Origin of the sequence: Mycolicibacter nonchromogenicus (genome assembly GCF_002101775.1) — a bacterium.
In the GTDB taxonomy this organism is placed as follows: Bacteria; Actinomycetota; Actinomycetes; order Mycobacteriales; family Mycobacteriaceae; genus Mycobacterium; species Mycobacterium nonchromogenicum.
On the sequence record NZ_LQPI01000074.1, the window covers coordinates 1 to 23579 of the forward strand.

Annotated in this window: 23 protein-coding genes and 1 tRNA gene; 20 read left to right on the forward strand and 4 right to left on the reverse strand. The window is 68.8% G+C overall.

Annotated features, from left to right (window positions below):
• Positions 1–738: 738 nt before the first annotated feature.
• From AWC18_RS18860 to recN, 5 genes are read left to right on the forward strand one after another with little or no spacing between them, the layout of a single operon-like run.
• A complete protein-coding gene (locus AWC18_RS18860; RefSeq protein ID WP_234806594.1) occupies positions 739–2382 on the forward strand; it encodes an HAD-IIA family hydrolase in 1644 nt (547 codons plus the stop codon).
• Between the two features lie 13 nt (positions 2383–2395).
• Positions 2396–2572 carry a hypothetical protein gene (locus AWC18_RS21730; RefSeq protein ID WP_165758024.1) on the forward strand — a complete coding sequence of 59 codons (177 nt, stop codon included), beginning with the start codon at positions 2396–2398 and terminating at the stop codon, positions 2570–2572.
• A 7-nt stretch (positions 2573–2579) separates the two neighbouring features.
• Complete coding sequence (locus tag AWC18_RS18870) at positions 2580–3386, forward strand: TlyA family RNA methyltransferase (RefSeq protein ID WP_085139718.1); 807 nt, start codon at positions 2580–2582, stop codon at positions 3384–3386.
• Positions 3383–4309 carry an NAD kinase gene (locus tag AWC18_RS18875; RefSeq protein ID WP_064999223.1) on the forward strand — a complete coding sequence of 309 codons (927 nt, stop codon included), beginning with the start codon at positions 3383–3385 and terminating at the stop codon, positions 4307–4309. Before AWC18_RS18870 ends, AWC18_RS18875 begins: the two co-directional genes overlap by 4 nt.
• A gap of 13 nt (positions 4310–4322) precedes the next feature.
• On the forward strand, positions 4323–6122 hold the full coding sequence (recN, locus tag AWC18_RS18880) for a DNA repair protein RecN (RefSeq protein ID WP_085139719.1): 1800 nt from the start codon (positions 4323–4325) through the stop codon (positions 6120–6122).
• Between the two features lie 10 nt (positions 6123–6132).
• On the opposite strand, the gene AWC18_RS18885 is transcribed toward recN, so the two are convergent.
• On the reverse strand, positions 6133–6501 hold the full coding sequence (locus tag AWC18_RS18885) for a hypothetical protein (RefSeq protein WP_085139720.1): 369 nt from the start codon (positions 6499–6501) through the stop codon (positions 6133–6135).
• 215 nt (positions 6502–6716) lie between these two features.
• On the opposite strand from AWC18_RS18885, the gene steA reads away from it, so the two are divergent.
• The 5 genes from steA (at position 6717) to xerD (ending at position 12384) form a co-directional block, all read left to right on the forward strand.
• Positions 6717–7898 carry a putative cytokinetic ring protein SteA gene (gene steA, locus AWC18_RS18890; protein ID WP_085139721.1) on the forward strand — a complete coding sequence of 394 codons (1182 nt, stop codon included), beginning with the start codon at positions 6717–6719 and terminating at the stop codon, positions 7896–7898.
• 37 nt (positions 7899–7935) lie between these two features.
• Positions 7936–8877, forward strand: a complete 942-nt coding sequence (locus AWC18_RS18895) for a copper transporter (RefSeq protein WP_085139722.1) — start codon at positions 7936–7938, stop codon at positions 8875–8877.
• A 138-nt stretch (positions 8878–9015) separates the two neighbouring features.
• The gene (gene pyrG / locus AWC18_RS18900; protein WP_085139732.1) at positions 9016–10815 is read left to right on the forward strand and encodes a CTP synthase; all 1800 of its coding nucleotides are present in this window, start codon (positions 9016–9018) and stop codon (positions 10813–10815) included.
• The gene (locus AWC18_RS18905) at positions 10808–11431 is read left to right on the forward strand and encodes an NUDIX domain-containing protein (protein ID WP_085139723.1); all 624 of its coding nucleotides are present in this window, start codon (positions 10808–10810) and stop codon (positions 11429–11431) included. Before pyrG ends, AWC18_RS18905 begins: the two co-directional genes overlap by 8 nt.
• Positions 11428–12384: a site-specific tyrosine recombinase XerD gene (gene xerD, locus AWC18_RS18910; protein ID WP_085139724.1), complete on the forward strand. Its 957-nt coding sequence runs from the start codon at positions 11428–11430 to the stop codon at positions 12382–12384. The genes AWC18_RS18905 and xerD overlap by 4 nt, the downstream gene beginning before the upstream one ends.
• Before the next feature lie 119 nt (positions 12385–12503).
• Here xerD and AWC18_RS18915 read toward each other — a convergent pair whose 3' ends face one another.
• Positions 12504–13259 (reverse strand): O-methyltransferase, encoded by a 756-nt coding sequence (locus AWC18_RS18915; protein ID WP_064999835.1) that lies wholly within the window; start codon positions 13257–13259, stop codon positions 12504–12506.
• A gap of 112 nt (positions 13260–13371) precedes the next feature.
• Here AWC18_RS18915 and AWC18_RS18920 point away from each other — a divergent pair, with 112 nt between their 5' ends.
• From AWC18_RS18920 to AWC18_RS18950, 7 genes are read left to right on the forward strand one after another with little or no spacing between them, the layout of a single operon-like run.
• On the forward strand, positions 13372–14229 hold the full coding sequence (locus AWC18_RS18920) for a ParA family protein (RefSeq protein WP_064999834.1): 858 nt from the start codon (positions 13372–13374) through the stop codon (positions 14227–14229).
• Complete coding sequence (locus tag AWC18_RS18925; protein ID WP_085139725.1) at positions 14226–15050, forward strand: segregation/condensation protein A; 825 nt, start codon at positions 14226–14228, stop codon at positions 15048–15050. The genes AWC18_RS18920 and AWC18_RS18925 overlap by 4 nt, the downstream gene beginning before the upstream one ends.
• 14 nt (positions 15051–15064) lie before the next feature.
• Positions 15065–15829 (forward strand): SMC-Scp complex subunit ScpB, encoded by a 765-nt coding sequence (scpB, locus tag AWC18_RS18930; protein WP_085139733.1) that lies wholly within the window; start codon positions 15065–15067, stop codon positions 15827–15829.
• The gene (locus AWC18_RS18935) at positions 15829–16584 is read left to right on the forward strand and encodes a pseudouridine synthase (protein WP_064999832.1); all 756 of its coding nucleotides are present in this window, start codon (positions 15829–15831) and stop codon (positions 16582–16584) included. The genes scpB and AWC18_RS18935 overlap by 1 nt, the downstream gene beginning before the upstream one ends.
• On the forward strand, positions 16581–17273 hold the full coding sequence (gene cmk / locus AWC18_RS18940; RefSeq protein WP_085139726.1) for a (d)CMP kinase: 693 nt from the start codon (positions 16581–16583) through the stop codon (positions 17271–17273). The genes AWC18_RS18935 and cmk overlap by 4 nt, the downstream gene beginning before the upstream one ends.
• Positions 17270–18676, forward strand: coding sequence for a ribosome biogenesis GTPase Der (gene der / locus AWC18_RS18945; protein ID WP_085139734.1), 1407 nt, complete (start codon positions 17270–17272; stop codon positions 18674–18676). The genes cmk and der overlap by 4 nt, the downstream gene beginning before the upstream one ends.
• Positions 18677–18692: 16 nt before the next feature.
• Positions 18693–19475, forward strand: coding sequence for a sulfite exporter TauE/SafE family protein (locus AWC18_RS18950; protein WP_085139727.1), 783 nt, complete (start codon positions 18693–18695; stop codon positions 19473–19475).
• 5 nt (positions 19476–19480) lie between these two features.
• Here the strand turns inward: AWC18_RS18950 and AWC18_RS18955 are convergent, their stop codons facing one another.
• Entirely contained in the window at positions 19481–21139 is a 1659-nt protein-coding gene (locus tag AWC18_RS18955; protein WP_109560140.1) for a patatin-like phospholipase family protein, read from the reverse strand.
• 180 nt (positions 21140–21319) lie between these two features.
• Here AWC18_RS18955 and AWC18_RS18960 point away from each other — a divergent pair.
• Positions 21320–21393, forward strand: a tRNA-Pro gene (locus tag AWC18_RS18960).
• A gap of 42 nt (positions 21394–21435) precedes the next feature.
• Here AWC18_RS18960 and AWC18_RS18965 read toward each other — a convergent pair.
• Positions 21436–22629, reverse strand: coding sequence for an IS481 family transposase (locus AWC18_RS18965; RefSeq protein WP_085139728.1), 1194 nt, complete (start codon positions 22627–22629; stop codon positions 21436–21438).
• Between the two features lie 277 nt (positions 22630–22906).
• Between AWC18_RS18965 and AWC18_RS18970 the strand changes: the two genes are divergently transcribed.
• Both AWC18_RS18970 and AWC18_RS18975 read left to right on the forward strand, forming a co-directional pair.
• Positions 22907–23188 carry a type II toxin-antitoxin system RelE/ParE family toxin gene (locus tag AWC18_RS18970; protein ID WP_085139729.1) on the forward strand — a complete coding sequence of 94 codons (282 nt, stop codon included), beginning with the start codon at positions 22907–22909 and terminating at the stop codon, positions 23186–23188.
• A gap of 13 nt (positions 23189–23201) precedes the next feature.
• On the forward strand, positions 23202–23489 hold the full coding sequence (locus AWC18_RS18975) for a HigA family addiction module antitoxin (protein ID WP_085139730.1): 288 nt from the start codon (positions 23202–23204) through the stop codon (positions 23487–23489).
• The last annotated feature ends 90 nt before the right edge of the window (positions 23490–23579 follow it).

Below are 23579 nucleotides of genomic sequence, written 5' to 3' on the forward strand. Positions count from 1 at the left end.
ACCCGGAAGCTAAGCCTGTCAGCGCCGATGATACTGCCCACACGGGTGGAAAAGTAGGACACCGCCGAACACAACATTAAGACCTGTGCCCCCCAAGAAATTGGGGGGCACAGGCATTTCCTGCATATCCTATTTTTCAGCGCGAACAGATTGCGCAAATGCGACCGTGTCAAGAGGTCGGCGCTTGGCCGCCGTATCCTTTTCGGTAGCACTGTTACGACCGGAGGGCGCGAAGTGGCCGAACACGGCAAAGGCGGCGACGGACCGCGAGGCGGCAGGGGCGCCGGCGATGCCGGGCGACGAGGCCGGCCCGGGCAATCCGGAGGCCGGCCCGGGGCGTCCGGTGGCGGGTATCGAGGATCCGGCGATCAGCGATGGACACCCCGAGGCGCGGGACCAGACCGCGACCGTCGTTCCCAGTCACCGCGCGATCGTGACGGCAGCCCGCGGCCCTCGTGGGATCGTGACGGCAGTCCGCGCCCGCCCCGGGATCGTGACGGCAGTCCGCGCCCGCCCCGGGACCGTGACGCCAGTCCGCGCCCGCCCCGGGATCGCGACGGCAGTCCGCGGCCGCCCCGGGATCGCGACGGCAGCCCACGGCCGCCCCGGGATTACGACCGTTCGTCGCGCCCGCGCCGGGACTTCGACAACACCACGCGTAGTCCGCGTCCGGCGGCCGCGGAATCGACTCCGCGCTTTGATGACCCGCCGCTGCCCGAAGGTGTCGAGCCCAAGCAGTTGGCTCCGGAAGTGCGCCGGGAACTGAGCACGCTCAACCGGGCCACCGCCGACGCGGTGGCCTGTCACCTGGTCGCGGCCGGGATGCTCCTCGATGAGGATCCCGAAGCCGCGCTGCGGCACGCCAAGGCGGCCCGGTCCCGCTCGACACGCATCACCGCGGTCCGCGAAGCCGTCGGGATCGCCGCCTATCAGTGCGGCGACTGGTCGCAGGCGCTGGGCGAGTTGCGGGCGGCCCGGCGGATGGGCAGCAAATCCGCGTTGCTGCCGTTGATCGCCGACTGCGAACGCGGCCTGGGCCGTCCCCAGCGGGCGATCGAGCTGGCCACCGGCCCGGACGCCGAACTGCTCGAGGGCGATGAGGCCGACGAGATGCGGATCGTGGCCGCCGGTGCCCGCGCCGACCTGGGGCAGTTGGAGCAGGCCCTGACGGTGCTCTCCTCGGCGCCGACCGACCCCGACCGGACCGGCTCCACGGTGGCCCGGCTGCACTACGCGCACGCCGAGACCCTGGTGGCGCTCGGCCGCGAAAATGAGGCGCTGGAGTGGTTCCTGCGCGCCGCTGCCGCTGACACCGAGGGGGTCACCGACGTCGAGGACCGCATCGCCGAACTCGGCGGCGGCGCGACGCTGGCCGAGGAATACGACTGCCTGCTGCTGGATCTGGACGGCACGGTGTTCCGCGGCGGCGAACCCACCGTCGGCGCGGTGGAGACCCTGGCCGAACTGCAGAGCCGGACGTTGTTCATCACCAACAATTCCTCGCGCGGCGCCGACCAGGTGGCGGCACACCTGAACCAGCTGGGCTTCACTGCCACCGCGGAGGACGTCGCCACCAGCGGCCAGATCGCGGCGGGCCTGCTGGCCACCCAGCTGCCCGCCGGAGCGCGGGTCCTGGTGCTGGGTGCGGAGTCACTGGCCGCCGAAGTCAGCGCCGTCGGTTTGGAAGCGGTGCAACTGGCCGCCGACGAACCCGCCGCCGTCATCCAGGGCCTGTCCACCGAGATCGGCTGGGCCGAGCTGGCCGAAGCGGCACTGGCGATCCGCGCCGGGGCACTGTGGATGGCCACCAACGTCGACAAGACCCTGCCGTCGGAGCGGGGACTGCTGCCCGGCAACGGTTCCCTGGTGGCCGCGCTGCGGGCCGCGACCGACGCCGAACCGCAGGTGGCCGGAAAGCCGGGTCCGGCGCTGCTGACCGCTGCGCTGACCCGCGGCGAGTTCTACGCCCCGCTGGTGGTGGGCGATCGGCTCGACACCGACATCGCCGCGGCCAACGCCGCCGCACTGCCCAGCCTGATGGTGCTGACCGGGGTGAGCTCTGCACGCGACGCCGTCGGGGCGGTCGCCGAGCTGCGGCCGACCTACCTCGGTCACGATCTGCGGGCCCTGAACATCGGCGCCGGCCGGCTGGCGATCGGGCCGCAGCCGGAGTGGGTCGTCACGGTGGACGGCACCACCGTCACCGTCGCCGCCGGGCAACCCGAAGAAGACGGTGACGGACTGTCGGTGGTTCGCGCCCTCGCATCCGCGGTGTGGGATGCCGAACTGGCCGGGCGTTCGTTCACCGTCGCTGCCGCCGACGACACCGCGGACGCGGCACTGCAGCAGTGGTCCCTGCTCGGCGAGTGGGGCATCGGCTAGCGTGGTGGCACCCATGAACAGTGAGATTGAGGACGTCCGGGCACGCATCGCTGCAGTGCTGTCGGAGTTGCCCGGGGAAGCCGAGCTGGCCGACCTGCCGGCCCACAGCGATCTCAACGCCTTGGCGCAGCGGCTCGAAGAAGCCCACCAGGTGTTGGTGCGGGCGCTGGAGTCGGTGGAGAAGGGCTGAGTCAGGCATGTCGCGGCGTGCTCGCGTCGACGCCGAACTGGTCCGGCGCGGATTGGCGCGGTCTCGTCAGCAGGCCGCCGAACTGATCGGTGCCGGCAAAGTCACCATCGACGGCATCCCCGCGGTCAAGCCGGCCACCGCCGTGTCGGTGACCGCGGCACTGGCCGTGGTGGACGACGGTGAACGCAGCTGGGTCTCGCGCGGGGCGCACAAGCTGATCGGCGCCCTGGACACCTTCGCTATCAGCGTGGCCGACCGTCAGTGCCTGGACGCCGGCGCCTCGACCGGCGGATTCACCGAAGTGCTGCTGGACCGTGGCGCGGCCCGGGTGGTCGCCGTCGACGTCGGCTACGGGCAGCTGGCCTGGTCGCTGCGCACCGACCCGCGGGTGGTGGTCATCGAACGCACCAACGTCCGGGGCCTGACCGTCGAGACCATCGGCGGGCCCGCGCAACTGATCGTCGCCGACCTGTCGTTCATCTCGCTGGCCACGGTGTTGCCCGCGCTGGCTGGCTGCGCGTCACCGGACGCCGATATCGTTCCGATGGTGAAACCGCAGTTCGAAGTCGGACGAGCGCAGGTGGGTTCCGGCGGGGTGGTGTCCGAGCCGGCCCTGCGCGCCGACGCGGTGGTCTCGGTGGCGCACCGCGCACACGAACTGGGGTGGAACACCGTCGCCGTCACCGCCAGCCCGTTGCCGGGACCGTCCGGCAACGTCGAATACTTTCTGCATCTGCGCGCCACCGCATCGCCGCTGACCGGTGACGCCCTGTGCGCCGCGGTGCACGATGCCGTCGCGAAGGGTCCGCAATGACAGATTCCCAGCGCACCGTGCTGCTGGTGGTGCACAGCGGCCGTGAAGAGGCCACCGACACCGCCCGCCGCGTCGAGAAGGTGCTCGCCGAACACGGCATCGCCCTGCGGGTGCTGACCGCCGAAGCCGTCGACAAGGGAACGCTGCACGCGGGTTCTGACGACGGTCGCGAAGTCGGTGCCGCGATCGACCTGGTGGACCCCGACACCGGGGCGGCCGAAGGCTGCGAACTGGTGCTGGTTCTCGGCGGCGACGGCACCTTCCTGCGCGCCGCGGAACTGGCGCGCAGCGCCGACATCCCGGTACTGGGCGTGAACCTGGGCCGGATCGGTTTCCTGGCCGAAGCCGAAGCCGACACCATCGACCAGGTCCTGGACAAGATCATCGCCCGCAACTACCGGGTGGAAGACCGCATGACCCTCGACGTCGTGGTGCGCGCCGACGGCGAGATCCTCGACAGCGGTTGGGCGCTCAACGAGGCCAGCATGGAGAAGGGTCCCCGGCTCGGTGTGCTGGGCGTCGTCGTCGAGGTCGACGGCCGGCCGGTGTCGACGTTCGGCTGCGACGGGGTGCTGGTGTCGACCCCGACCGGATCCACCGCCTACGCGTTCTCCGCCGGGGGACCGGTGCTCTGGCCCGACCTGGACGCAATCCTGGTGGTGCCCAACAACGCTCACGCACTGTTCGCCCGGCCCATGGTCACCAGCCCCGAGTCGATCATCGCGATCGAAGTGGAGGGCAACGGCCACAACGCGCTGGTGTTCTGCGACGGTCGCCGCAAGATGCTGGTGCCGGCCGGCGGGCGCCTGGAGGTGCAGCGCGGCGTCACCCCGGTGAAGTGGGCGCGGCTGGGCCGCTCGCCGTTCACCGACCGGTTGGTGCGCAAATTCCGGCTGCCGGTCACCGGCTGGCGCGGACAGTAGGGGTGCGCCGCAGGTGCTGACCGAGATCCGTATCGAGTCCCTGGGCGCCATCAGCGCAGCCACCGCTGAATTCGGCCGCGGACTGACCGTACTGACCGGCGAGACCGGCACCGGCAAGACCATGGTGGTCACCGGGCTGCATCTGCTCGGCGGTGCGCGCGCCGACCCCAACCGGGTGCGTTCGGGCGCCGCCCGCGCGGTGGTGGAGGGCAGGTTCTGCACCGCGGATCTGGCCCAGGCCGCGGCCGAACAGATCGACGAACTGCTGGAGGCCTCCGGGGCCGAGCGTGACGAGGACGGCACGGTGATCGCGGCCCGCTCGGTCAGCCGCGACGGGCCCTCGCGGGCCTACCTGGGCGGCCGCGGGGTGCCGGCCAAATCGCTGACCGGCTTCACCGGCAGCCTGCTGACGCTGCACGGCCAGAACGACCAGCTGCGGTTGATGCGCCCGGACGAACAGCGCGCGGCGCTGGATCGCTACGCGGCGGTGGGCACCCGGTTGGAGCGCTACCGCGCCGCGCGCGAGGCCTGGCAGGCGGCAAGGCGCGAGCTGGTCGAACGCCGTGACCGCGCCCGGGAACTGGCGCAGGAAGCCGACCGGCTGACCTTCGCGCTGCGCGAGATCGACGCCGTGGACCCCCGGCCCGGGGAGGACGACGCACTGACCGCCGAGATCCGTCGACTCTCGGAGCTCGACGCACTGCGCGCCGCGGCCGAGGGCGCGCGGGCGGCCCTGGCCGGCGCCGACGACGTGCTGGATGCAGCGGACGGGCCGAACTCGGCGACCGATCGGCTGGGGCAGGCGAAGTCGGCGTTGAGCGCCACCGACGACACCGCGTTGCAGGCACTGGGCGAGCAGCTCGGTGAGGCGCTGACCGTGGTGAGCGATGTGGCCCGCGAGCTGGGCAGCTATCTCGACGATCTGCCCAGCGGCACCGACGCGCTCGATGCCAAGCTGGCCCGGCAGGCCGAGCTGCGCAGCCTGACCCGCAAGTACGCCGCCGACATCGACGGGGTGCTGTCCTGGGCGGCGCAGTCGCGGGAACGCCTGACCCAGCTCGACGTCTCCGAAGAGGCACTCGCCGAGTTGGCCCGCCGGGTCGACGCGCTGGGCGAACAGGTGGCCACGGCCGCCACCGACCTCAGCGCGGCACGCACCAAGGCGGCCCGTGGGCTGGCCAAGGCGGTCACCGCCGAGCTGGCCGGACTGGCCATGGCCGACGCCGAATTCAGCATCGGGGTCAGCACCAGTGCGGCCGCCGCCGAGGACCCGGCCGCGTTGCGGTTGCCGTCGGGACAGATCGTGCACGCCGGCGCCGACGGTATCGACGACGTCGAGTTCGGACTGGCCCCGCATCGCGGCATGACGGTACTGCCGCTGGCCAAGAGCGCCTCGGGCGGAGAACTGTCCCGGGTGATGCTGGCGCTGGAGGTGGTTCTGGCCACCTCCTCATCGTCGGCCGCGGCGCGGAACTCGGCCGGCACCACGATGGTGTTCGACGAGGTCGACGCCGGCGTGGGTGGCCGGGCCGCGGTGCAGATCGGGCGCCGGCTGGCCCGCCTGGCCCGCACGCACCAAGTCATCGTGGTGACACACCTGCCGCAGGTGGCGGCCTACGCCGACGTGCACCTGATGGTCGAGCCCACCGGACGGCAGGGCGCCAGCGGGGTGCGGCGACTCGACGGCGACGACCGGGTCGGCGAGCTGGCCCGGATGCTGGCCGGGCTGGGCGAGACCGACACCGCCCGGGCCCACGCCCGAGAGCTGCTCGATGCCGCCCAAGAGGATCGGGTCGCCGGCTCCGAGCGCTGAGCGGAAGGCGTCAGTTCTTCTTCAGCTGGTAGTTGTAGTGAGCGCCGTCTTCGAAGTCGAAGGAGCCGGCGAGCGAACCGTTGTCGATGGACGTGGTGAATCCATAGGCCTGGGCCGACGGCGGTTGGCCTGCCGACCAGGACCCGCCGATCAGATGAAAGTCATACGGTGTGTCGCCGCCGACCACATCCACATGCCGGCAGTCGGGGCCGCAACTGCCGACATTCCACGTCTGGGTGCTGCCCACCTGGAACTGGTCGGACGCGGTGATCGTCATGGTGTAGGTGCCATCGTTGAGGTCGGCATGGGCCGGACCGGCCAAGCCGAGCCCTGCGCCGGCCACCAGCGTGGCCAGGGCGGCAATCCGGAACGTTTTCATGTGGTGCTCCCTCCATCCAGCTGGGCGTCTTGCCGGTACGTGCCGACGCTATGTCTGCTCGGGCGGCCGCCGATACAGGGAAATCCCTTGCAGTATTCGGCCCCGCTTTTCACCCGTAATATGGCTGTGACAGATGTGACGTGATGGAACTTCTGGGGCTGGTGTTACGGCGCGCCTCCCGCGATTCCTCCGATTTCCCGGCCAGAATCGCGCCCATGAAGATGTCTGCGCTGCTGTCTCGTAACACCGCCCGGCCCGGGATTGTCGGTACGGCTCGGGTTGACCACGACATCGACCGCCTGTTGCGCAGGGTGGGCCCCGGCGACATCGTGGTCCTCGACATTCTCGACCTGGACCGGATCACCGCCGACGCTCTGGTGGAGGCCCAGATCGCCGGCGTCGTCAACGCATCGGCCTCGATCTCCGGGCGCTACCCCAACCTGGGGCCGGAGGTGCTGGTGGCCAACGGCGTCACCCTGATCGACGAAGCCGGACCGACGGTGTTCAAGAAGATCCGTGACGGCGCCAAGATCCGCCTCTACGACGGCGCGGTCTACTCCGGCGACCGCCGGCTGGCCCGCGGCGTCGAGCGCAGCGACATCGAGATCGCCGACATGATGCTCGAGGCCAAGAGCGGTCTGGTGGCCCACTTGGAGTCCTTCGCGGGCAACACCATCGAATTCATTCGCAGCGAGAGCCCGCTGTTGATCGACGGGATCGGGATCCCCGAGATCGACGTCGATCTGCGGCGCCGCCACGTGGTGCTCGTCGGTAGCGAGCCCGGTGCGGCCGACGATCTGAAGTGCCTCAAGCCGTTCATCAAGGAGTACCAGCCGGTGCTGGTCGGCGTCGGCATCGGAGCCGACGTGCTGCGCAAGGCCGGCTACCGCCCGCAGTTGATCGTCGGCGACCCCGACCAGATGAGCGCCGAGGTGCTGCGGTGCGGCGCGCAGGTCGTGCTGCCCGCCGACGCCGACGGCCACGCGCCCGGTTTGGAGCGCATCCAGGATCTGGGCGTCGGTGCCATGACCTTCCCCGCGGCCGGCTCCGCGATGGATCTGGCGCTGCTGCTGGCCGATCACCACGGTGCGGCGCTGCTGGTGACGGCCGGGCACACCGCCAACATCGAGACGTTCTTCGACCGGACCCGTCAGCTGAGCAACCCCTCGATGTTCATGACCCGGCTCAAGGTCGGCGAGAAGCTGGTGGACGCCCGCGCGGTCGCCACGCTGTACCGCAGCCGGATCTCGGCCGGCGCGATCGCGCTGCTGGTGCTGACCATGATGGTGGCGCTGGTCGTGGCGCTGTGGGCCTCGCAGACCGACGCCGTGGTACTCGAATGGCTCGGCAACTACTGGCACCACCTGACGCAGTGGCTGCGGCACTGGGTGACCTAACCGGGATCGACTGAGAAGAATCGGGGTCAGCACCGTCATGATCACCCCTCGCTACCACGCGATGTCGCTGACGGCAGTGCTGCTGGCGCTGGTGTTCGGCGTCGTGCTGGGTTCTGGACTGTTGTCGGGCCCGTTGTTGGCCGGCATGCAGTCCGACAAACAGGATCTGCGCGATCAGATCGACGCGCTGCACGACCAGCACACCGCGCTGGGCGAACGGCTGCGTGACGCAAACGATTTCGACGCCCAGATGGCGCCCCGGATGGTGCGCGACGCACTGGCCGGGAAATCCACGGTGATCTTCCGGGCCCCCGACGCCGCCGACGGTGATGTCGAGGCCATCGCGCGGATCGTCGGGCTGGCCGGCGGCACCGTCACCGGGACGGTGACCCTGACGACCCAGTTCGTCGAGGGCAACGCCGAGGAGAAACTGCGTGCCGTGCTGGAGTCCGGGATTGTGCCGGCCGGTGCACAACTGAGCACCAGCCTGGTCGACCAGGACGCCCAGACCGGCGACCTGCTGGGGATCGCGCTGCTGATCAACCGCAACCCGACCATTGCTCCCGCCGCCGACCCCGCCCGGGAAACCGTGCTGGCCGCGCTGCGCGACACCGGCTTCGTCAGCTACGACCAGGAGCGCTTCCCGGCTGCCAACGCCGCCATTGTGGTCACCGGTGGGGCGCTGCCCGAAGATGCCGGAACCAGCGGGCTCAGCGTGGCCCGGTTCGCCGCGGCGCTGGCCCCGCACGGCTCCGGGACGGTCCTGGCCGGCCGCGACGGGTCGGCGTCGGGCACGTCGGCAGTGGCCATGGCCCGCGCCGACTCCGCGGTGGCCGCAGCGATCAGCACCGTCGACGACGTGGACATCGAGTCGGGCCGGATCACCACCGTGATGGCGGTGAGCAGCCTGATCGCCGGCGGCCAGCCGGGGCAGTACGGCATCGGCCACGGCGCCGGCTCGGTCACCCTGGCGCAATAGCGGGATTTATCACAGCCCGCGAGCGGGCCGCAGTGGGCGTGTCTGGAGCCGAGGCGCCGCGTCGATGTTAGGGTGAGATTCCGTGGGTCGGCAGGCCCTGAAGTACCTGCGTCGTCACGGAGGTTGGTGTTGCCACCACTGCGAAAGCATCCGCAAACCGAGCCGAAGCATCTCTTCGTCACGGGTGGAGTTGCGTCATCGCTCGGTAAGGGATTGACCGCAAGTAGCCTGGGCCAGTTGCTGATAGCCCGGGGACTGCAGGTCACCATGCAGAAGCTGGACCCCTACCTGAACGTCGACCCCGGAACCATGAATCCGTTCCAGCACGGCGAGGTGTTCGTCACCGAGGACGGTGCCGAAACCGACCTCGACGTCGGCCACTACGAGCGATTCCTGGACCGCGACCTGTCCGGTTCGGCGAATGTGACCACCGGCCAGGTGTATTCGACGGTCATCGCCAAGGAGCGCCGCGGTGAGTACCTCGGCGACACCGTGCAGGTGATCCCGCACATCACCGACGAGATCAAGCGGCGCATCCTGGCCATGTCGGAACCCGACGCCGACGGCGTGCGCCCGGACGTGGTGATCACCGAGATCGGCGGCACCGTCGGCGACATCGAGTCGCAGCCGTTCCTGGAGGCCGCCCGGCAGGTCCGCCACGACGTGGGCCGTGACAACGTGTTCTTCCTGCACGTGTCGTTGGTGCCCTACCTGGCCCCGTCCGGAGAGCTCAAGACCAAGCCCACCCAGCACTCGGTGGCCGCGCTGCGCAGCATCGGTATTACCCCCGACGCGCTGATCCTGCGCTGCGACCGCGAGGTGCCCGAGGCGCTGAAGAACAAGATCGCGCTGATGTGCGACGTCGACGTCGACGGCGTGATCTCCACCCCGGACGCGCCCTCGATCTACGACATTCCCAAGGTGCTGCACCGCGAGGAATTGGACGCCTATGTGGTGCGCCGGCTCAACCTGCCGTTCAAGGACGTCGACTGGACCGAGTGGGACGAGCTGCTGCGCCGCGTCCACGAGCCGCACGAGACCGTGCGAATCGCGTTGGTGGGCAAGTACATCGACCTGTCCGACGCATACCTGTCGGTGACCGAGGCGCTGCGGGCCGGCGGCTTCACCCACTACGCCAAGGTCGAGATCAACTGGGTGGCCTCCGACCTGTGCGAGACCCCCGCCGGCGCCGCCGCCGCGCTGGGGGAGATGCACGGTGTGCTGATCCCCGGCGGGTTCGGGATCCGGGGCATCGAGGGCAAGATCGGCGCCATCGCCTATGCCCGCACCCATGCGCTGCCGGTGCTGGGCCTGTGCCTGGGGCTGCAGTGCATCGTGATCGACGCGGCCCGCACCGCCGGGATCACCCAGGCCAGCTCCGCGGAGTTCGACCCGGAGACGCCCGACCCCGTGATCGCGACCATGGCCGATCAGCAGGACGCGGTCGCCGGGACCGCCGACCTCGGCGGCACCATGCGCCTCGGCGCCTACCCGGCCGTGCTGGAGCCGGGTTCGATTGTGGCCGAGGCGTATCAGGCCACCGAGGTCTCCGAACGGCACCGGCATCGCTTCGAGGTCAACAATGCCTACCGCGACCGGATCGCCGAGAGCGGGCTGCGGTTCTCCGGCACCTCCCCGGACGGCAAGCTGGTGGAGTTCGTCGAGTATCCCCGCGACGTGCACCCCTTCCTGGTGGGCACCCAGGCGCACCCGGAGCTCAAGAGCAGGCCGACTCGGGCCCATCCGTTGTTCGCCGCGTTCATCGGTGCGGCCATGGACTACAAGGCCGCCGAGCGGTTGCCGGTGGAGATCCCCGAGCACGCCCATGAACCGCACGCCGCCGATCACGAGGAGCCCCAGAACGGAGCGCAGGGCGGCAGTGCCCAACCGGTGACCGACCCACAAGAAGCGCAGCCGGAACACGTCAGTCGTGGCTGACCACGTCTTCGAGACCACGTCGTCGCAGCTGCTGCATCGCGGCAAGATCTTCGCGCTGCGCCGCGACGAGGTCTTGATGCCCGGTGGCGCCACGGCCACCCGGGAGGTGGTGGAGCACTTCGGGGCGGTCGCGGTGGTCGCCCTGGATGACGAGGGCCGGATTCCGCTGATCTACCAGTACCGCCACGCGCTGGGCCGGCGGCTGTGGGAGCTGCCCGCCGGCCTGCTCGACATGGGTGGGGAGCCCGCGCACCTCACGGCCGGCCGCGAGCTGGTCGAGGAGGCCGGTCTGACCGCCACCACCTGGCAGGTGCTGGTGGACCTGGTTTCCACGCCGGGTTTCTCCGACGAGTCGGTGCGGGTGTATCTGGCCACCGGACTGACCGAGGTGGACCGCCCGGAGGCCCACGACGAAGAGGCCGATCTGAAACTCGAGTGGTACGCGCTGGCCGATGCCGCCCGGATGGTGTTTTCCGGCGAGATCGTCAATGCCATTGCGGTGGCGGGGATTCTGGCCGCATACGCGCACAGTCAGGGCTTGGCCGACCTGCGCGACCTGGACGCCGAGTGGGTCGATAAACCCACGGCGTTCGCCGCCAGGCAGAACCGGCCATGACCGTGGTGGCCCAGCCGGTGTGTCCGCTCAATGGGCAGTTGCAGGGGTATCTGGACCACCTGACCATCGAGCGCGGGGTCGCGGCCAACACCTTGAGTTCCTATCGGCGCGACCTGCGCCGCTACCGCGAGCACCTGCTGGCTCGCGGCATCGAAGATCTGGCCGGTGTGGCCGAAGCTGATGTCACCGAATTTCTGGTGACGCTGCGTCGCGGCGACCCCGACCAGGGCGTGCCGGCCCTGTCGGCGGTGTCGGCGGGGCGCGCGCTGATCGCGGTGCGCGGCCTGCACCGGTTCGCCGCCGCGGAGGGCCTGGTGGCCACCGATGTGGCGCGCTCGGTCAAGCCGCCGACGCCGGGGCGGCGCCTGCCCAAGAGCCTGACCGTCGACGAGGTGGCAGCGCTGCTGGCCGGGGCCGGCGGCGACAGCGCCTCCGACGGGCCGTTGGCCCTGCGCAACCGCGCCCTGCTGGAGTTGTTGTACTCCACGGGATCTCGCATCTCGGAGGCCGTCGGCCTGGACATCGACGACATCGACACGGCAGACCGCTCGGTGCTGTTGCACGGCAAGGGCGGCAAGCAGCGGTTGGTGCCGATCGGTCGGCCGGCGGTCGCGGCGCTGGACGCCTACCTGGTGCGGGGCCGCCCGGATCTGGCCGGCCGGGGCCGCGGCACCGCCGCGGTGTTCCTCAACGCCCGCGGTGGGCGACTGTCGCGGCAGAGCGCCTGGCAGGTGTTGCAGGATGCCGCCGAGCGGGCCGGGATCACCGCCAAGGTGTCACCGCACACGCTGCGGCACTCGTTTGCGACCCATCTGCTCGACGGCGGCGCCGACGTGCGCGTGGTGCAGGAGCTGCTCGGCCACGCCTCGGTGACCACCACCCAGATCTACACGCTGGTGACCGTCAACGCCCTGCGCGAGGTCTGGGCCGGCGCCCACCCCCGCGCCCGGTAATTCTTTTGGCGCGAGCGTGCGTGTTTGTCCGCCGACACGCCGTGAGAACTGTCAGTTTCCGCACGCTCGCGCAGGTGGGGCGGGCGACCTACTGGGGCAGGCGAGGCCAGGCGAGGGAGCTAACCGCCCAAGTAGGTCGACTCCAGCACCAGGTCGTGCAGCAGGCTCTGATACTCCACGTGCGTCTTGTGCTCGACGGTGTCCCACCGCGAGCCCTGTTGCGCCTGCATGTACTCGCGGTAGCGCGGCGCGCCGGGCAACTTGACGTTGTCGGCCACCACCACCGCCCCGGGATGCAGCCAGCCCCGGTCGAGGATGGCCTGCAAGTCGGGCAGGTAGGCGTCCTTGTCGTGGTCGATGAATAAGAAGTCCAGCGCACCGGCGGCGAAACCGTGCTTGGCGGTCAGGGTGTCCAGCGTGCGCCCGCCGTCGCCGATGGTTCCCACCACGCAGGTGATCCGGTCGGCAACCCCGGCGTGCGCCCAGATCCGCCGGGCGTTGACGGCGTTGGCCTCGGCCAGCTCCACCGAGTAGATCCGCGCCGACGGTGCGGCGCGCGCGATCCGCAGCGCGCTGTAGCCGCAGTAAGTCCCCAGCTCCAGCACCAGCTTCGGATTGACCCGCTGCACCGCGGCGTCCAGCAGCAGGCCCTTCTCGTCACCGATATTGATCAGCAAGGACTTCTCATAGGCGAACTCGTCGATCCGGGCGAGCACGTCGTCGATGTCGCCGGCCCGGGCGTTGGCCAGCACGAACTCGACCGCAGCCGCCTCGCGGCCATCGCCGATCTGGCCGGTCGTGCCGATGTTGCGCGCACCGGTCGCCAACCGCAGGAATGACCACCGCAGAAACGGGAGACGTCGTTTGATGCTCATGACAGCGATCCTATTGCCGCTGCGGCTGCAATCACTGGTCATGTGGCTAATACAGCGGCCGCTCACCTATTAGACTTCTGCGGATGTCCGCCACCACAGCGCCGGTTGTGCCATGAGCGACGCCGACACCCCGAACGTCGGTCTGACGGGGCGTCCGCCACGGAATATCCCCGAGCCGCAGCCCCGTTCAACGCATGGGCCGGCCAAAGTCATCGCGATGTGTAACCAGAAGGGCGGCGTCGGCAAGACGACCTCCACCATCAACCTCGGTGCCGCGCTGGCCGAATACGGCCGCCGGGTGTTGCTGGTGGACCTCGATCCGCAGGGCGCGCTGTCGGCGGGGCTCGGTGTGCCGCACTACGACCTGGCGCACACCGTGCACAACCTGCTGGTCGAGCCGCGGGTCGGCATCGACGACGTACTGGTGCACACCTCGGTGGAGAACCTGGACCTGGTGCCCTCCAACATCGACCTGTCCGCCGCCGAGATCCAGCTGGTCAACGAGGTGGGGCGCGAGCATTCCCTGGCTCGGGCGCTGACTCCGGTGCTGGACCGCTACGACTACCTGCTGATCGACTGTCAGCCGTCGCTGGGGCTGCTCACCGTCAACGGCCTGGCCTGCGCCGACGGCGTGCTGATCCCGACCGAGTGCGAGTACTTCTCGCTGCGCGGCCTGGCGCTGCTGACCGACACCGTCGACAAGGTCCGCGACCGTCTCAACCCGAAGCTGGAGATCAGCGGCATCCTGCTGACCCGCTACGACCCGCGCACCGTCAACTCCCGCGAGGTGATGTCGCGGGTGGTGGAGCGATTCGGCGACCTGGTGTTCGACACCGTGATCACCCGCACCGTGCGCTTCCCCGAGACGACGGTGGCCGGCGAGCCCATCACCACCTGGGCGCCGAAGTCCGGCGGCGCGCAGGCCTATCGTGCGTTGGCCCGCGAAGTCATTGACCGATTCGGCGCGTGAACGCCGACACCGAAACGGCTGACGCCCCCGCTGACTCGCCGGGCTTTCAGGTCCGGTTGACCAATTTCGAGGGCCCGTTCGACCTGCTGCTGCAGCTGATCTTCGCCCACCGCCTGGACGTCACCGAGGTGGCGCTGCATCAGGTCACCGATGACTTCATCGCCTACACCCGCGATGTCGGCTCGCAGCTGGAGCTGGAAGAGACCACCGCGTTTCTGGTGATCGCCGCGACCCTGCTCGACCTCAAGGCGGCGCGGCTGCTGCCGGCCGGGCAGGTCGACGACGAAGAAGACCTGGCGTTGCTGGAGGTCCGTGACCTGTTGTTCGCACGGCTTCTGCAATACCGGGCGTTCAAGCACGTCGCGCAGATGTTCGCCGAGCTGGAAGCGGCCGCACTGCGCAGCTACCCGCGCGCGGTGTCGCTGGAGGACAACTTCGCCAACCTGCTTCCCGAAGTGATGCTGGGCGTCGACGCCGACTCGTTCGCCCAGATCGCGGCGGCCGCATTCACCCCGCGCCCGGTTCCGACGGTGGGCCTCGAGCACCTGCATGAGGTGATGGTGTCGGTGCCGGAGCAGGCCGGCGTGGTGTTGCGGCTGTTGGAGGATCGCGGCGTCGGGGAGTGGGCGTCGTTCTCCGAACTGGTCGCCGACTGCTCGATGCCGATCGAGATCGTCGGCCGCTTCCTGGCGCTGCTCGAACTGTATCGGGCCCGGGCGGTAGCATTTGAGCAGTCAGAACCACTTGGTGTGCTCCAGGTGTCGTGGACCGGGGAACGTCCCACCAATGAAGACCTGGTGAAAGCAGAATCGGCCGAGTAGTGCGAGACGAATTGATGACTGATCACCTGCCCGACTCCGAAACGCCGGAGGATTTCGAGGCACCCGACGCCGCCGACGCCGCGCCAGACCACGAGTCCGCCAGTCCCTCGGGGACGAATCTGGGGATCGACGTCGCCCTGGCGCCCGAACTCGAGGACGCCGAACTGGGATCGGTGCTCGAGGCGCTGCTGCTGGTGGTGGACACCCCGGTGACCGTGGAGGCGCTGGCGACGGCCACCGATCAGCCGGTCTACCGGATCACGGCCAAACTGCGCACCATGGCCCAGGAGTTCGCCGAGCGCGACAGCGGCATCGACCTGCGCGAGGCCGGCGGCGGCTGGCGTCTGTACACCCGGGCCCGATTCGCGCCGTACGTGGAGCGGCTGCTGCTCGACGGCGCGCGTTCCAAGCTGACCCGTGCCGCACTGGAGACCCTGGCCGTGGTCGCCTACCGCCAGCCCGTGACGCGGGCGCGGGTCAGCGCGGTGCGCGGCGTCAACGTCGACGCGGTGATGCGAACCCTGGTGGCGCGCGGCCTGATCACCGAGGCGGGCACCGATCCCGACACCGGCGCGGTGACATTCGCGACGACGGAGCTGTTCCTGGAGCGGTTGGGACTGTCGTCGCTGACCGACCTGCCCGACATCGCGCCCCTGCTGCCCGATGTCGATGTGATCGACGACTTGAGTGAAAGCCTGGACAGTGAACCGCGTTTCATGAAGCTCGGCGGTGCGCCGGCGCCCGATCAGCCGCTGGCCTTTGATGTGGACACCCTCTGATGGCGTGGCCGGGCGAAGAACAAGACGGAGTGCGCCTGCAGAAGGTGCTCTCGCAGGCCGGGGTGGCCTCGCGGCGCGTCGCCGAGCGGATGATCCGCGACGGCCGGGTGGAAGTGGACGGTCAGGTGGTGACCGAACTGGGCACCCGCGTGGACCCCGCGACCTCGGTGATCCGGGTCGACGGAGCCCGGGTGACCGTTGATGACACCCGCGTCTACCTGGCGCTGAACAAGCCGCGCGGAGTGCATTCGACCATGTCGGACGACCGCGGCCGGCCGTGCATCGGCGACTACGTCGAACACCGAGTTCGCGGTGACGCCAAGCTGTTTCATGTCGGCCGCCTGGACGCCGACACCGAGGGCCTGATGCTGCTGACCAACGACGGCGAACTGGCACACCGGTTGATGCACCCGTCGTATCAGGTGCCCAAGACCTACATCGCCACCGTGATCGGCACCGTGCCGCGCGGGCTGGGCAAGAAGTTGCGTGAGGGTGTCGAACTCGACGACGGTCCGGCGAAGGTCGACGACTTCGCGGTGGTGGACGCCGTGCCGGGCAAGTCGATGGTGCGGGTCACGCTGCACGAAGGCCGCAAGCGAATCGTGCGGCGGATGCTGGCCGCGGTCGGGTTTCCGGTCCAGGAGCTGGTGCGCACCGACATCGGCTCGGTCGAGCTGGGGGAGCAGCGCCCGGGCAGCATCCGCGCGTTGACCCGCAAGGAAGTCGGCGAACTCTATGCGGCGGTGGGATTGTGAGCGCGGGCAGTGCGGCCGTAGTTGCCATCGACGGGCCGGCCGGGACCGGAAAGTCCACGGTTGCACGGGGATTGGCCGCGGCACTGGGCCTACGTTATCTGGACACCGGTGCGATGTACCGGGTGGTCACCTTGGCGGTGCTGCGCTCGGGCGTCGCCCTTGATGACGCGGACGGCATCAGTGCGGTCGCACAGGGCGTCGAGGTCTCGGTGGAATCCACGCCCGAGGGCGACCATGCTTATCTGGCCGGCGAAGACGTGTCGCGAGAGATCCGCGGCGACGAGGTGACCCGGGCGGTGTCGGCGGTGGCCGCGGTCCCCGCGGTGCGTACTCGACTGGTGGCCATCCAGCAACAGTTGGCCGCGCAAGGCGGCGGCGTGGTGGTGGAAGGCCGCGACATCGGCACGGTGGTGCTGCCGGATGCTGACGTGAAGATCTTTCTGACCGCCTCGGCCGAGACGCGCGCACGGCGGCGCAATGACCAGAACATCGCGGCGGGGCTGCGCGACGACTACGCAGGCGTGCTGGCCGACGTGCTGCGCCGCGACGAGTTGGATTCCACGAGGGCGGTGTCGCCGCTGCGGCCCGCCGATGACGCGGTGATCGTGGACACCAGTGACATGACCCAGGAGCAGGTGGTCGACCATCTGCGTGACCTGGTTGAGCAGCATTGCGGGGCGATCCGATGAGTGATGGAACCTGGGTCGACGAAAGCGACTGGGAGATCGGCGAAGACGGCGGTTTCGAGGATCTGGTCGAGGACGCCGGCCCGCCGCCGGTGGTGGCCGTGGTGGGCCGGCCCAACGTGGGTAAGTCCACGCTGGTCAACCGGATCCTCGGGCGGCGCGAAGCGGTGGTGCAGGACCTGCCCGGGGTGACCCGTGACCGGGTATCCTATGACGCGCTGTGGACCGGTCGGCGCTTCGTGGTGCAGGACACCGGCGGTTGGGAGCCCGACGCCAAGGGCCTGCAGCAGCTGGTGGCCGAACAGGCTGCGGTGGCGATGCGTACCGCCGACGCGGTGATCCTGGTGGTGGACGCGGTGGTGGGCGCCACCGAGGGCGACGCCGCCGCCGCGCGGATTCTGCGCCGGTCCGGCAAGCCGGTGTTCCTGGCCGCCAACAAGGTTGACAGTGAGCGCGCCGAATCCGATGCGGCCGCACTGTGGTCACTGGGGTTGGGCGAGCCGTTCACCATCAGTGCACTGCACGGTCGCGGCGTGGCCGACCTGCTCGATGAGGTGGTCGCCAAGCTGCCCGAGGTGGCCGAAACCGCCGGCGGCGGAGGGGGCCCGCGCCGCGTGGCACTGGTGGGCAAACCCAATGTGGGTAAGAGCTCACTGCTGAACCGGCTGGCCGGCGACGAGCGTTCGGTGGTGCACGACGTGGCCGGCACCACCGTCGACCCGGTCGACTCGCTGATCGAGATGGACGGCAAGATCTGGCGTTTCGTCGACACCGCCGGGCTGCGTCGCAAGGTGGGACAGGCCAGCGGGCACGAGTTCTATGCCTCGGTGCGCACCCACGGCGCTATCGATGCCGCCGAAGTGGTGATCGTGCTGGTGGATTCGTCGTTGCCGTTGACCGAACAGGATCAGCGGGTGATCTCGATGGTGGTCGAGGCGGGCCGGGCGGTGGTGCTGGCCTACAACAAGTGGGACCTGGTCGACGAGGACCGCCGTTACCTGCTGGACAAAGAGATCGACCGGGACATGGCCCGGCTGGCATGGGCGCCGCGGGTGAACATCTCGGCGAAAACCGGCCGGGCCGTACAGAAGCTGGTGCCCGCGCTGGAGACCTCGCTGGCGTCCTGGGACAAGCGGATCCCGACCGGGCAGCTCAACAGCTGGCTCAAAGAGGTGGTTGCCGCGACCCCGCCGCCGGCACGCGGTGGCCGTGCGCCGCGCATCCTGTTCGCCACCCAGGCGGCGTCGCGTCCCCCGACGTTCGTGTTGTTCAGCTCGGGATTCTTGGAGGCCGGCTACCGTCGCTTCTTGGAGCGGCGGTTGCGTGAGACGTTCGGATTCGAAGGCAGCCCGATCCGCATCAATGTGCGCGTGCGAGAAAAGCGCGGCCCCAAGCGTTCTCGCTGACGTCTAGGCGCTGCAGATGCCGGTGACGCAGATGGTGTTGATCCTCCTGGCGGGGGTGGGCGCCGGGGCGATCAACGCCCTGGTGGGCTCGGGCACCCTGATCACCTTCCCGACCATGGTGACGCTGGGATTCGCGCCGCTGACGGCGACGATCTCCAACTCGATCGGTCTGGTGGCCGGTGGTGTCTCCAGCACCTGGGCTTACCGTCGCGAGCTGCGCGGTCAGTGGGACCGGCTGCGCTGGCAGGTACCGGGGTCGCTGCTCGGCGCGGTACTCGGCGCGTATCTGCTGCTGCACCTGCCCGAGAGCGTGTTCAACCGAATCGTTCCGGCCCTGTTGGTCGGCGCCCTGGCGCTGGTGGTGATCGGGCCGAAGATCCAGGCGGTGGCGCAGCGTCGCGCGGCGGCGCAGGGCCGCTCCACCGACCAGATCAGCGGTGGCCGGCTGACGGCACTGGTGATCGGCACCTTCGTCGTCGGCGTGTACGGGGGCTATTTCGCTGCCGCCCAGGGAATTCTGCTGATCGGTGTGATGGGCGTGCTGCTGCCCGAGTCGATGCAGCGGATGAACGCCGCGAAGAACCTGCTGGTGCTGATGGTCAACGTGGTGGCAGCGGTCGCCTACATCGTGACGGCATTCGACCGGATCAGTTGGCCCGCAGCCGGTCTGATCGCGGTCGGCTCACTGATCGGCGGGTTCCTGGGCGGTCACTACGGGCGCCGATTGTCGCCGAACGCGCTGCGTGCGGTGATCCTGGTGGTCGGCCTGATCGGGCTGTACCGGCTGCTGGCGGTGTAGCCGGCTCAGGCGGAGTTCTTCCGGCGCCACCGGTCCCAGCGGCTGCGTGAACCCCGAGCCGTGGCCATCACCTCATCCATCGACGCGGCGTGCGGATGTTCCGGTTGCGTGGAAGCCTTCGGGGTCACCACAGCGGGCCGGGTGCCCTCCCACCAGACCGGTTGCAGGAGTGCGGAAACCACTGGAATGGCGTGGCTGACACTCTTGCGTCCCCAATGGCAGGCCCGGTCGATGGTGGCCGCCGACGGCGCCAGGTTGACCGGTGACAGCGTGGGGGAGAACCGGACCAGATGGTCGGCGTAGGGCGCGTTGCGCACCATCTGCAACTGGATGGCCTGGGTGATGGGCACCAGCCACAGATGCTTGGGATCCCACTGCGGATGGAAGCAGTCGAAGGCGAGGTAGCAGGCGTTGCGGGTGCCCAACCGTCCCGCGCGAACCCGCTTCCAGGCCAGCTCCAGCGGCACGTTGCTGGCGGCGCCACCGTCTACCAGGGAGTCGAAGTCATTGTCGGCCAGCAGTGCGTGGAACATCGGATCCATGGCGGGATCCTTGGGCTCGTGGTGCAGCACACCGGGAATAGCCGAGGAGAACGACGCGGCGTCCACCACGTTCACGTCCCGATCGGGGTTGTCACCGCCCAGGACGATGGGGCTCACCACCCGCGGGTCGATGAATGCCGCCGTCTGCCATAGCCGCGTGGCCACCTGCGGGCCCAGCCCCACCGAAAAGTACGGAAACGACCGCAGCTGCAGGTTGGACAGGCGCTGGTTGCGGTAGTGCGAGGGCAGCGCCGAAAGCGACTGCCGGCGCACCCCGGCCACCACCGCGTCGAATGGAATGGCCAGGTCTGACATCTTCATCGGCACGCCGTCTTCGCGACGGAACATCGCGTCGGCGAACCGGTCGAAGCTCAGGGCGAACACGCCGGGCAGGCCGTGTCGGCGAGGCTGCCGTTCGGGACCCAGGATGGCGCGGAACGACACCGTCTTGGCCCACTGGATGTACTCGTCAATAGGCACCGGCAGGGTTCTGCTGACCACGGAGCCCAGGATGGATCCGATCGACGAGCCGATCAGGTAGTCGGGCACCGCCCCGGACTCCAGCAGGGTCTGCATCCCGCCGATGTAGACGAATCCGGCGCCCCCGCCACCGCCGAGGACCGTGACCAGCTTCTTGTGGCCCACCTCGGCGTCCAGTTCGGCCAGGGAGAAGTGGCTGCCGTGGCGTTCGGCCAGCAGGCTGCGCTGGTCGTCCTGGTCGGCGGCCAGCGTGCCGAGGGCGTCGCGGGCCGCGGTCAAGGCGATCACCGGGTCACGCTCGACGCGCAGGGGGCCGCGCAGCGCGTCGGCCACCCGGGCCTGCCACCCGGCCAGCTCGGCGCCCACGGACACGTCGCCGCGGCCGCGGGAGCCGCCGGGGCCGGCCGCACCCGGCTCGAAGTCGGCGAGTCGAGCGAAGTTCAGCAGATACCGCAGGCGGCGCAGCTGCTCGGCCGACAGCACGTCGGGCCGGCGCAGCGTGTGCCGGATCAGGCGGTTCTCCATCTTCTGCAGCAGCAAGACGGTGTCCGCGGTGTCGACGGCGTCGACGACCTCGGCGGTGCTGGCGGGGTCCCCGCTGATCTCGGGCGCGCTCATCGGGCTGCGGGGAGGGTTGGGCATGCCGAATAACGCTGCGTTGCGTCAGGGTGCATAAGCGGTTGTTCCTGAGTGTCGTGGCGCTGCCGAGGGGGCAGTCTCGTAAGTGAGCTTACGTGGTCTAGGTCTCGTCACGCGGATTCGGGACACCGGCGGGCGTGCGGTAGGCTTTCGACTCGCTGCCGGAGATGCCTCCGGCGGTGGCGGGCTGTGGCGCAGTTTGGTAGCGCACTTGACTGGGGGTCAAGTGGTCGCAGGTTCAAATCCTGTCAGCCCGACAGTGTGATGTCGCAAGACATCGGAATAGCTCTGAACCTGCATTAGGTTCGGGGCTTTTTCCGTTTTGGTCCGGGTGGGATTCCGCGTGGTTGGTAGTCCCTGGTGGGGTCGAGGGTGAGCTGGCGGATGAGTTCGCCGGTGGCGGTGTTGATGATTCTGATGTTGAGGTCCTGGATGAGCATGAGGACTCGGGTGCCGGCGTGGGTTCGTCCGACGCCGATGTGGTGTAGCCGGCCGTTGTGGCGCAGGGAGAGGGCGCCGGTGGTGTCGACGCGGTCGTGGCGGACGCGGTTGTGGGTGTCGGTGCGGTTAGCTGCTGGGTCGGCTTTGGGGCGGGCGGTGTAGGCCGCGGTTGGGGTGGCGTGGTGGGCCAGGCTGCGGTGGGGTCGGCGGTGGTTGTATTCGTCGACGAAGGCGTCGAGTTGGGTTTGTAGTTCGGTGAGGGTGGTGGCTCGGGGTTGTGCTTTGAGCCATTTTTTGAGGGTTTGGTGGAAGCGTTCGACTTTCCCGCAGGTGGTGGGGTGGTTGGGGGTCGAGTTGATTTGTTGTATGCCCAGGCGGTGCAGTTCGGTTTCGAAGGCGTTGCGTCCGCCTTTGCCGCCGGCGAGGCGGGTGGTGAAGACCATTCCGTTGTCGGTCAGGGTGGAGTACGGGATGCCGTGTTGTTCAATGGCTTTGCGGAAGTCGGCTAAGACGGTGGCGCCGGTGACGCGGTGGTGGGCGGTGACGGAGAGGGCGTAGCGGGCGTGGTCGTCGATGAAGTCGAGGATCTCGACGTGTGTGCCGTCAGCGAGCCACCAGTGGGTGAAGTCGGCTTGCCAGCGTTCGTTGGGTTGTTCGGCGGCGAATCGGATGTAGGAGGATTTGGGCCGTTTGTGCGGTTGGGGATCGATGAGGCCGGCGGCGTGTAGGTGACGGTGCACGGTGCTGTCTGCCACGGTGATGCCGTGGTGGTGTCGCAGGTGCCAGGCGATGGTCGCTGGTCCGTGGTCGAGGCCTTTGCCGGCTAGTTCCGATCGTAGGGTGCAGATCAGCTCGATGGTGTTCTCGGGTAGCCGTGCTGGGCTGGTGTGTGGTCGGCGTGAGCGGGGTTCGAACGCGGACTCGCCTTCGAGGGTGTAGCGGCGCACCAGCCGGGAGATCCAGGACTGGGAGACCCCGTAATCGCGGGCGACCTGCGACTGGGAGCGGCCTTCGACGAGTACGGCGGTGATGACCAGGCGAGCCTTCGACACGAGCTGAAACTGGCCGATCCAGCTATGCCGATGTCTTGAGACACGCTATTCCGATGTCCTGGAATCACACACTGTCAGCCCGACAGAGAAAAGGTCTTTGACCTGCTCTTTTCTGAAGAGTGGGTGTCGAACGGAAGTTCGACAGCTCGAAATTTGTCACAGATTGTCACAGAGCAAAGTGAGTGTCACCGCACGCGTGTGCGAGGTGCTCAGTGGGCCAGAATCCGCCAGCGGCGTAACGCTTGCCGTTAATAACGACTGACGTTACTATTGAACCGTGATCCGCTCGTTCCGGGACAAGGACACCGAGGCGATCTGGCAGCGCCGGTACGTCAAGAAACTCAGTCTCGAGCTCAGCAGGCTCACCTACAACAAACTCGTCCTCATCAATGCGGCCGAGAACATCAACGACCTGCGAGTCCCGCCGGGCAATCGGCTGGAGAAGCTGTCCGGCAACCGCGCCGGACAGTACAGCGTCCGCGTCAACGACCAGTGGCGCGTGTGCTTCGCCTGGAGCGTCAGCGGCGCTTCGAATGTCGAGCTCGTCGACTATCACTGAAAGGAGAGGACGAATGGCCGACTTCGCCCCCACTCATCCCGGCGAGATCCTGTTGACGGAGTTCCTTGAGCCCATGGGTATCACGCAGTACCGGATCGCCAAGGCAATCGATGTACCCGCGCGCCGGATCAATGAGATCGTCCACGGCAAGCGGAGCATCACCGCCGACACTGCGCTCCGTCTGTCGCGCGCTCTAGGGCTCAGTGACATGTTTTTCATCAACATGCAGGCGCAGTACGACGCCGAGATTGCTCGGGAGCATCTGGCGACAGCGCTGGCGACTATCGAGCGGATTGCATGATCCTGGCCCGCAACGGAATTTGTCAAGGTGTTTGAGTCCAACGGGTGTTAAGCGGCTGCCGTCTGGTCCTCCTGTTCGATGGGTTTTGGT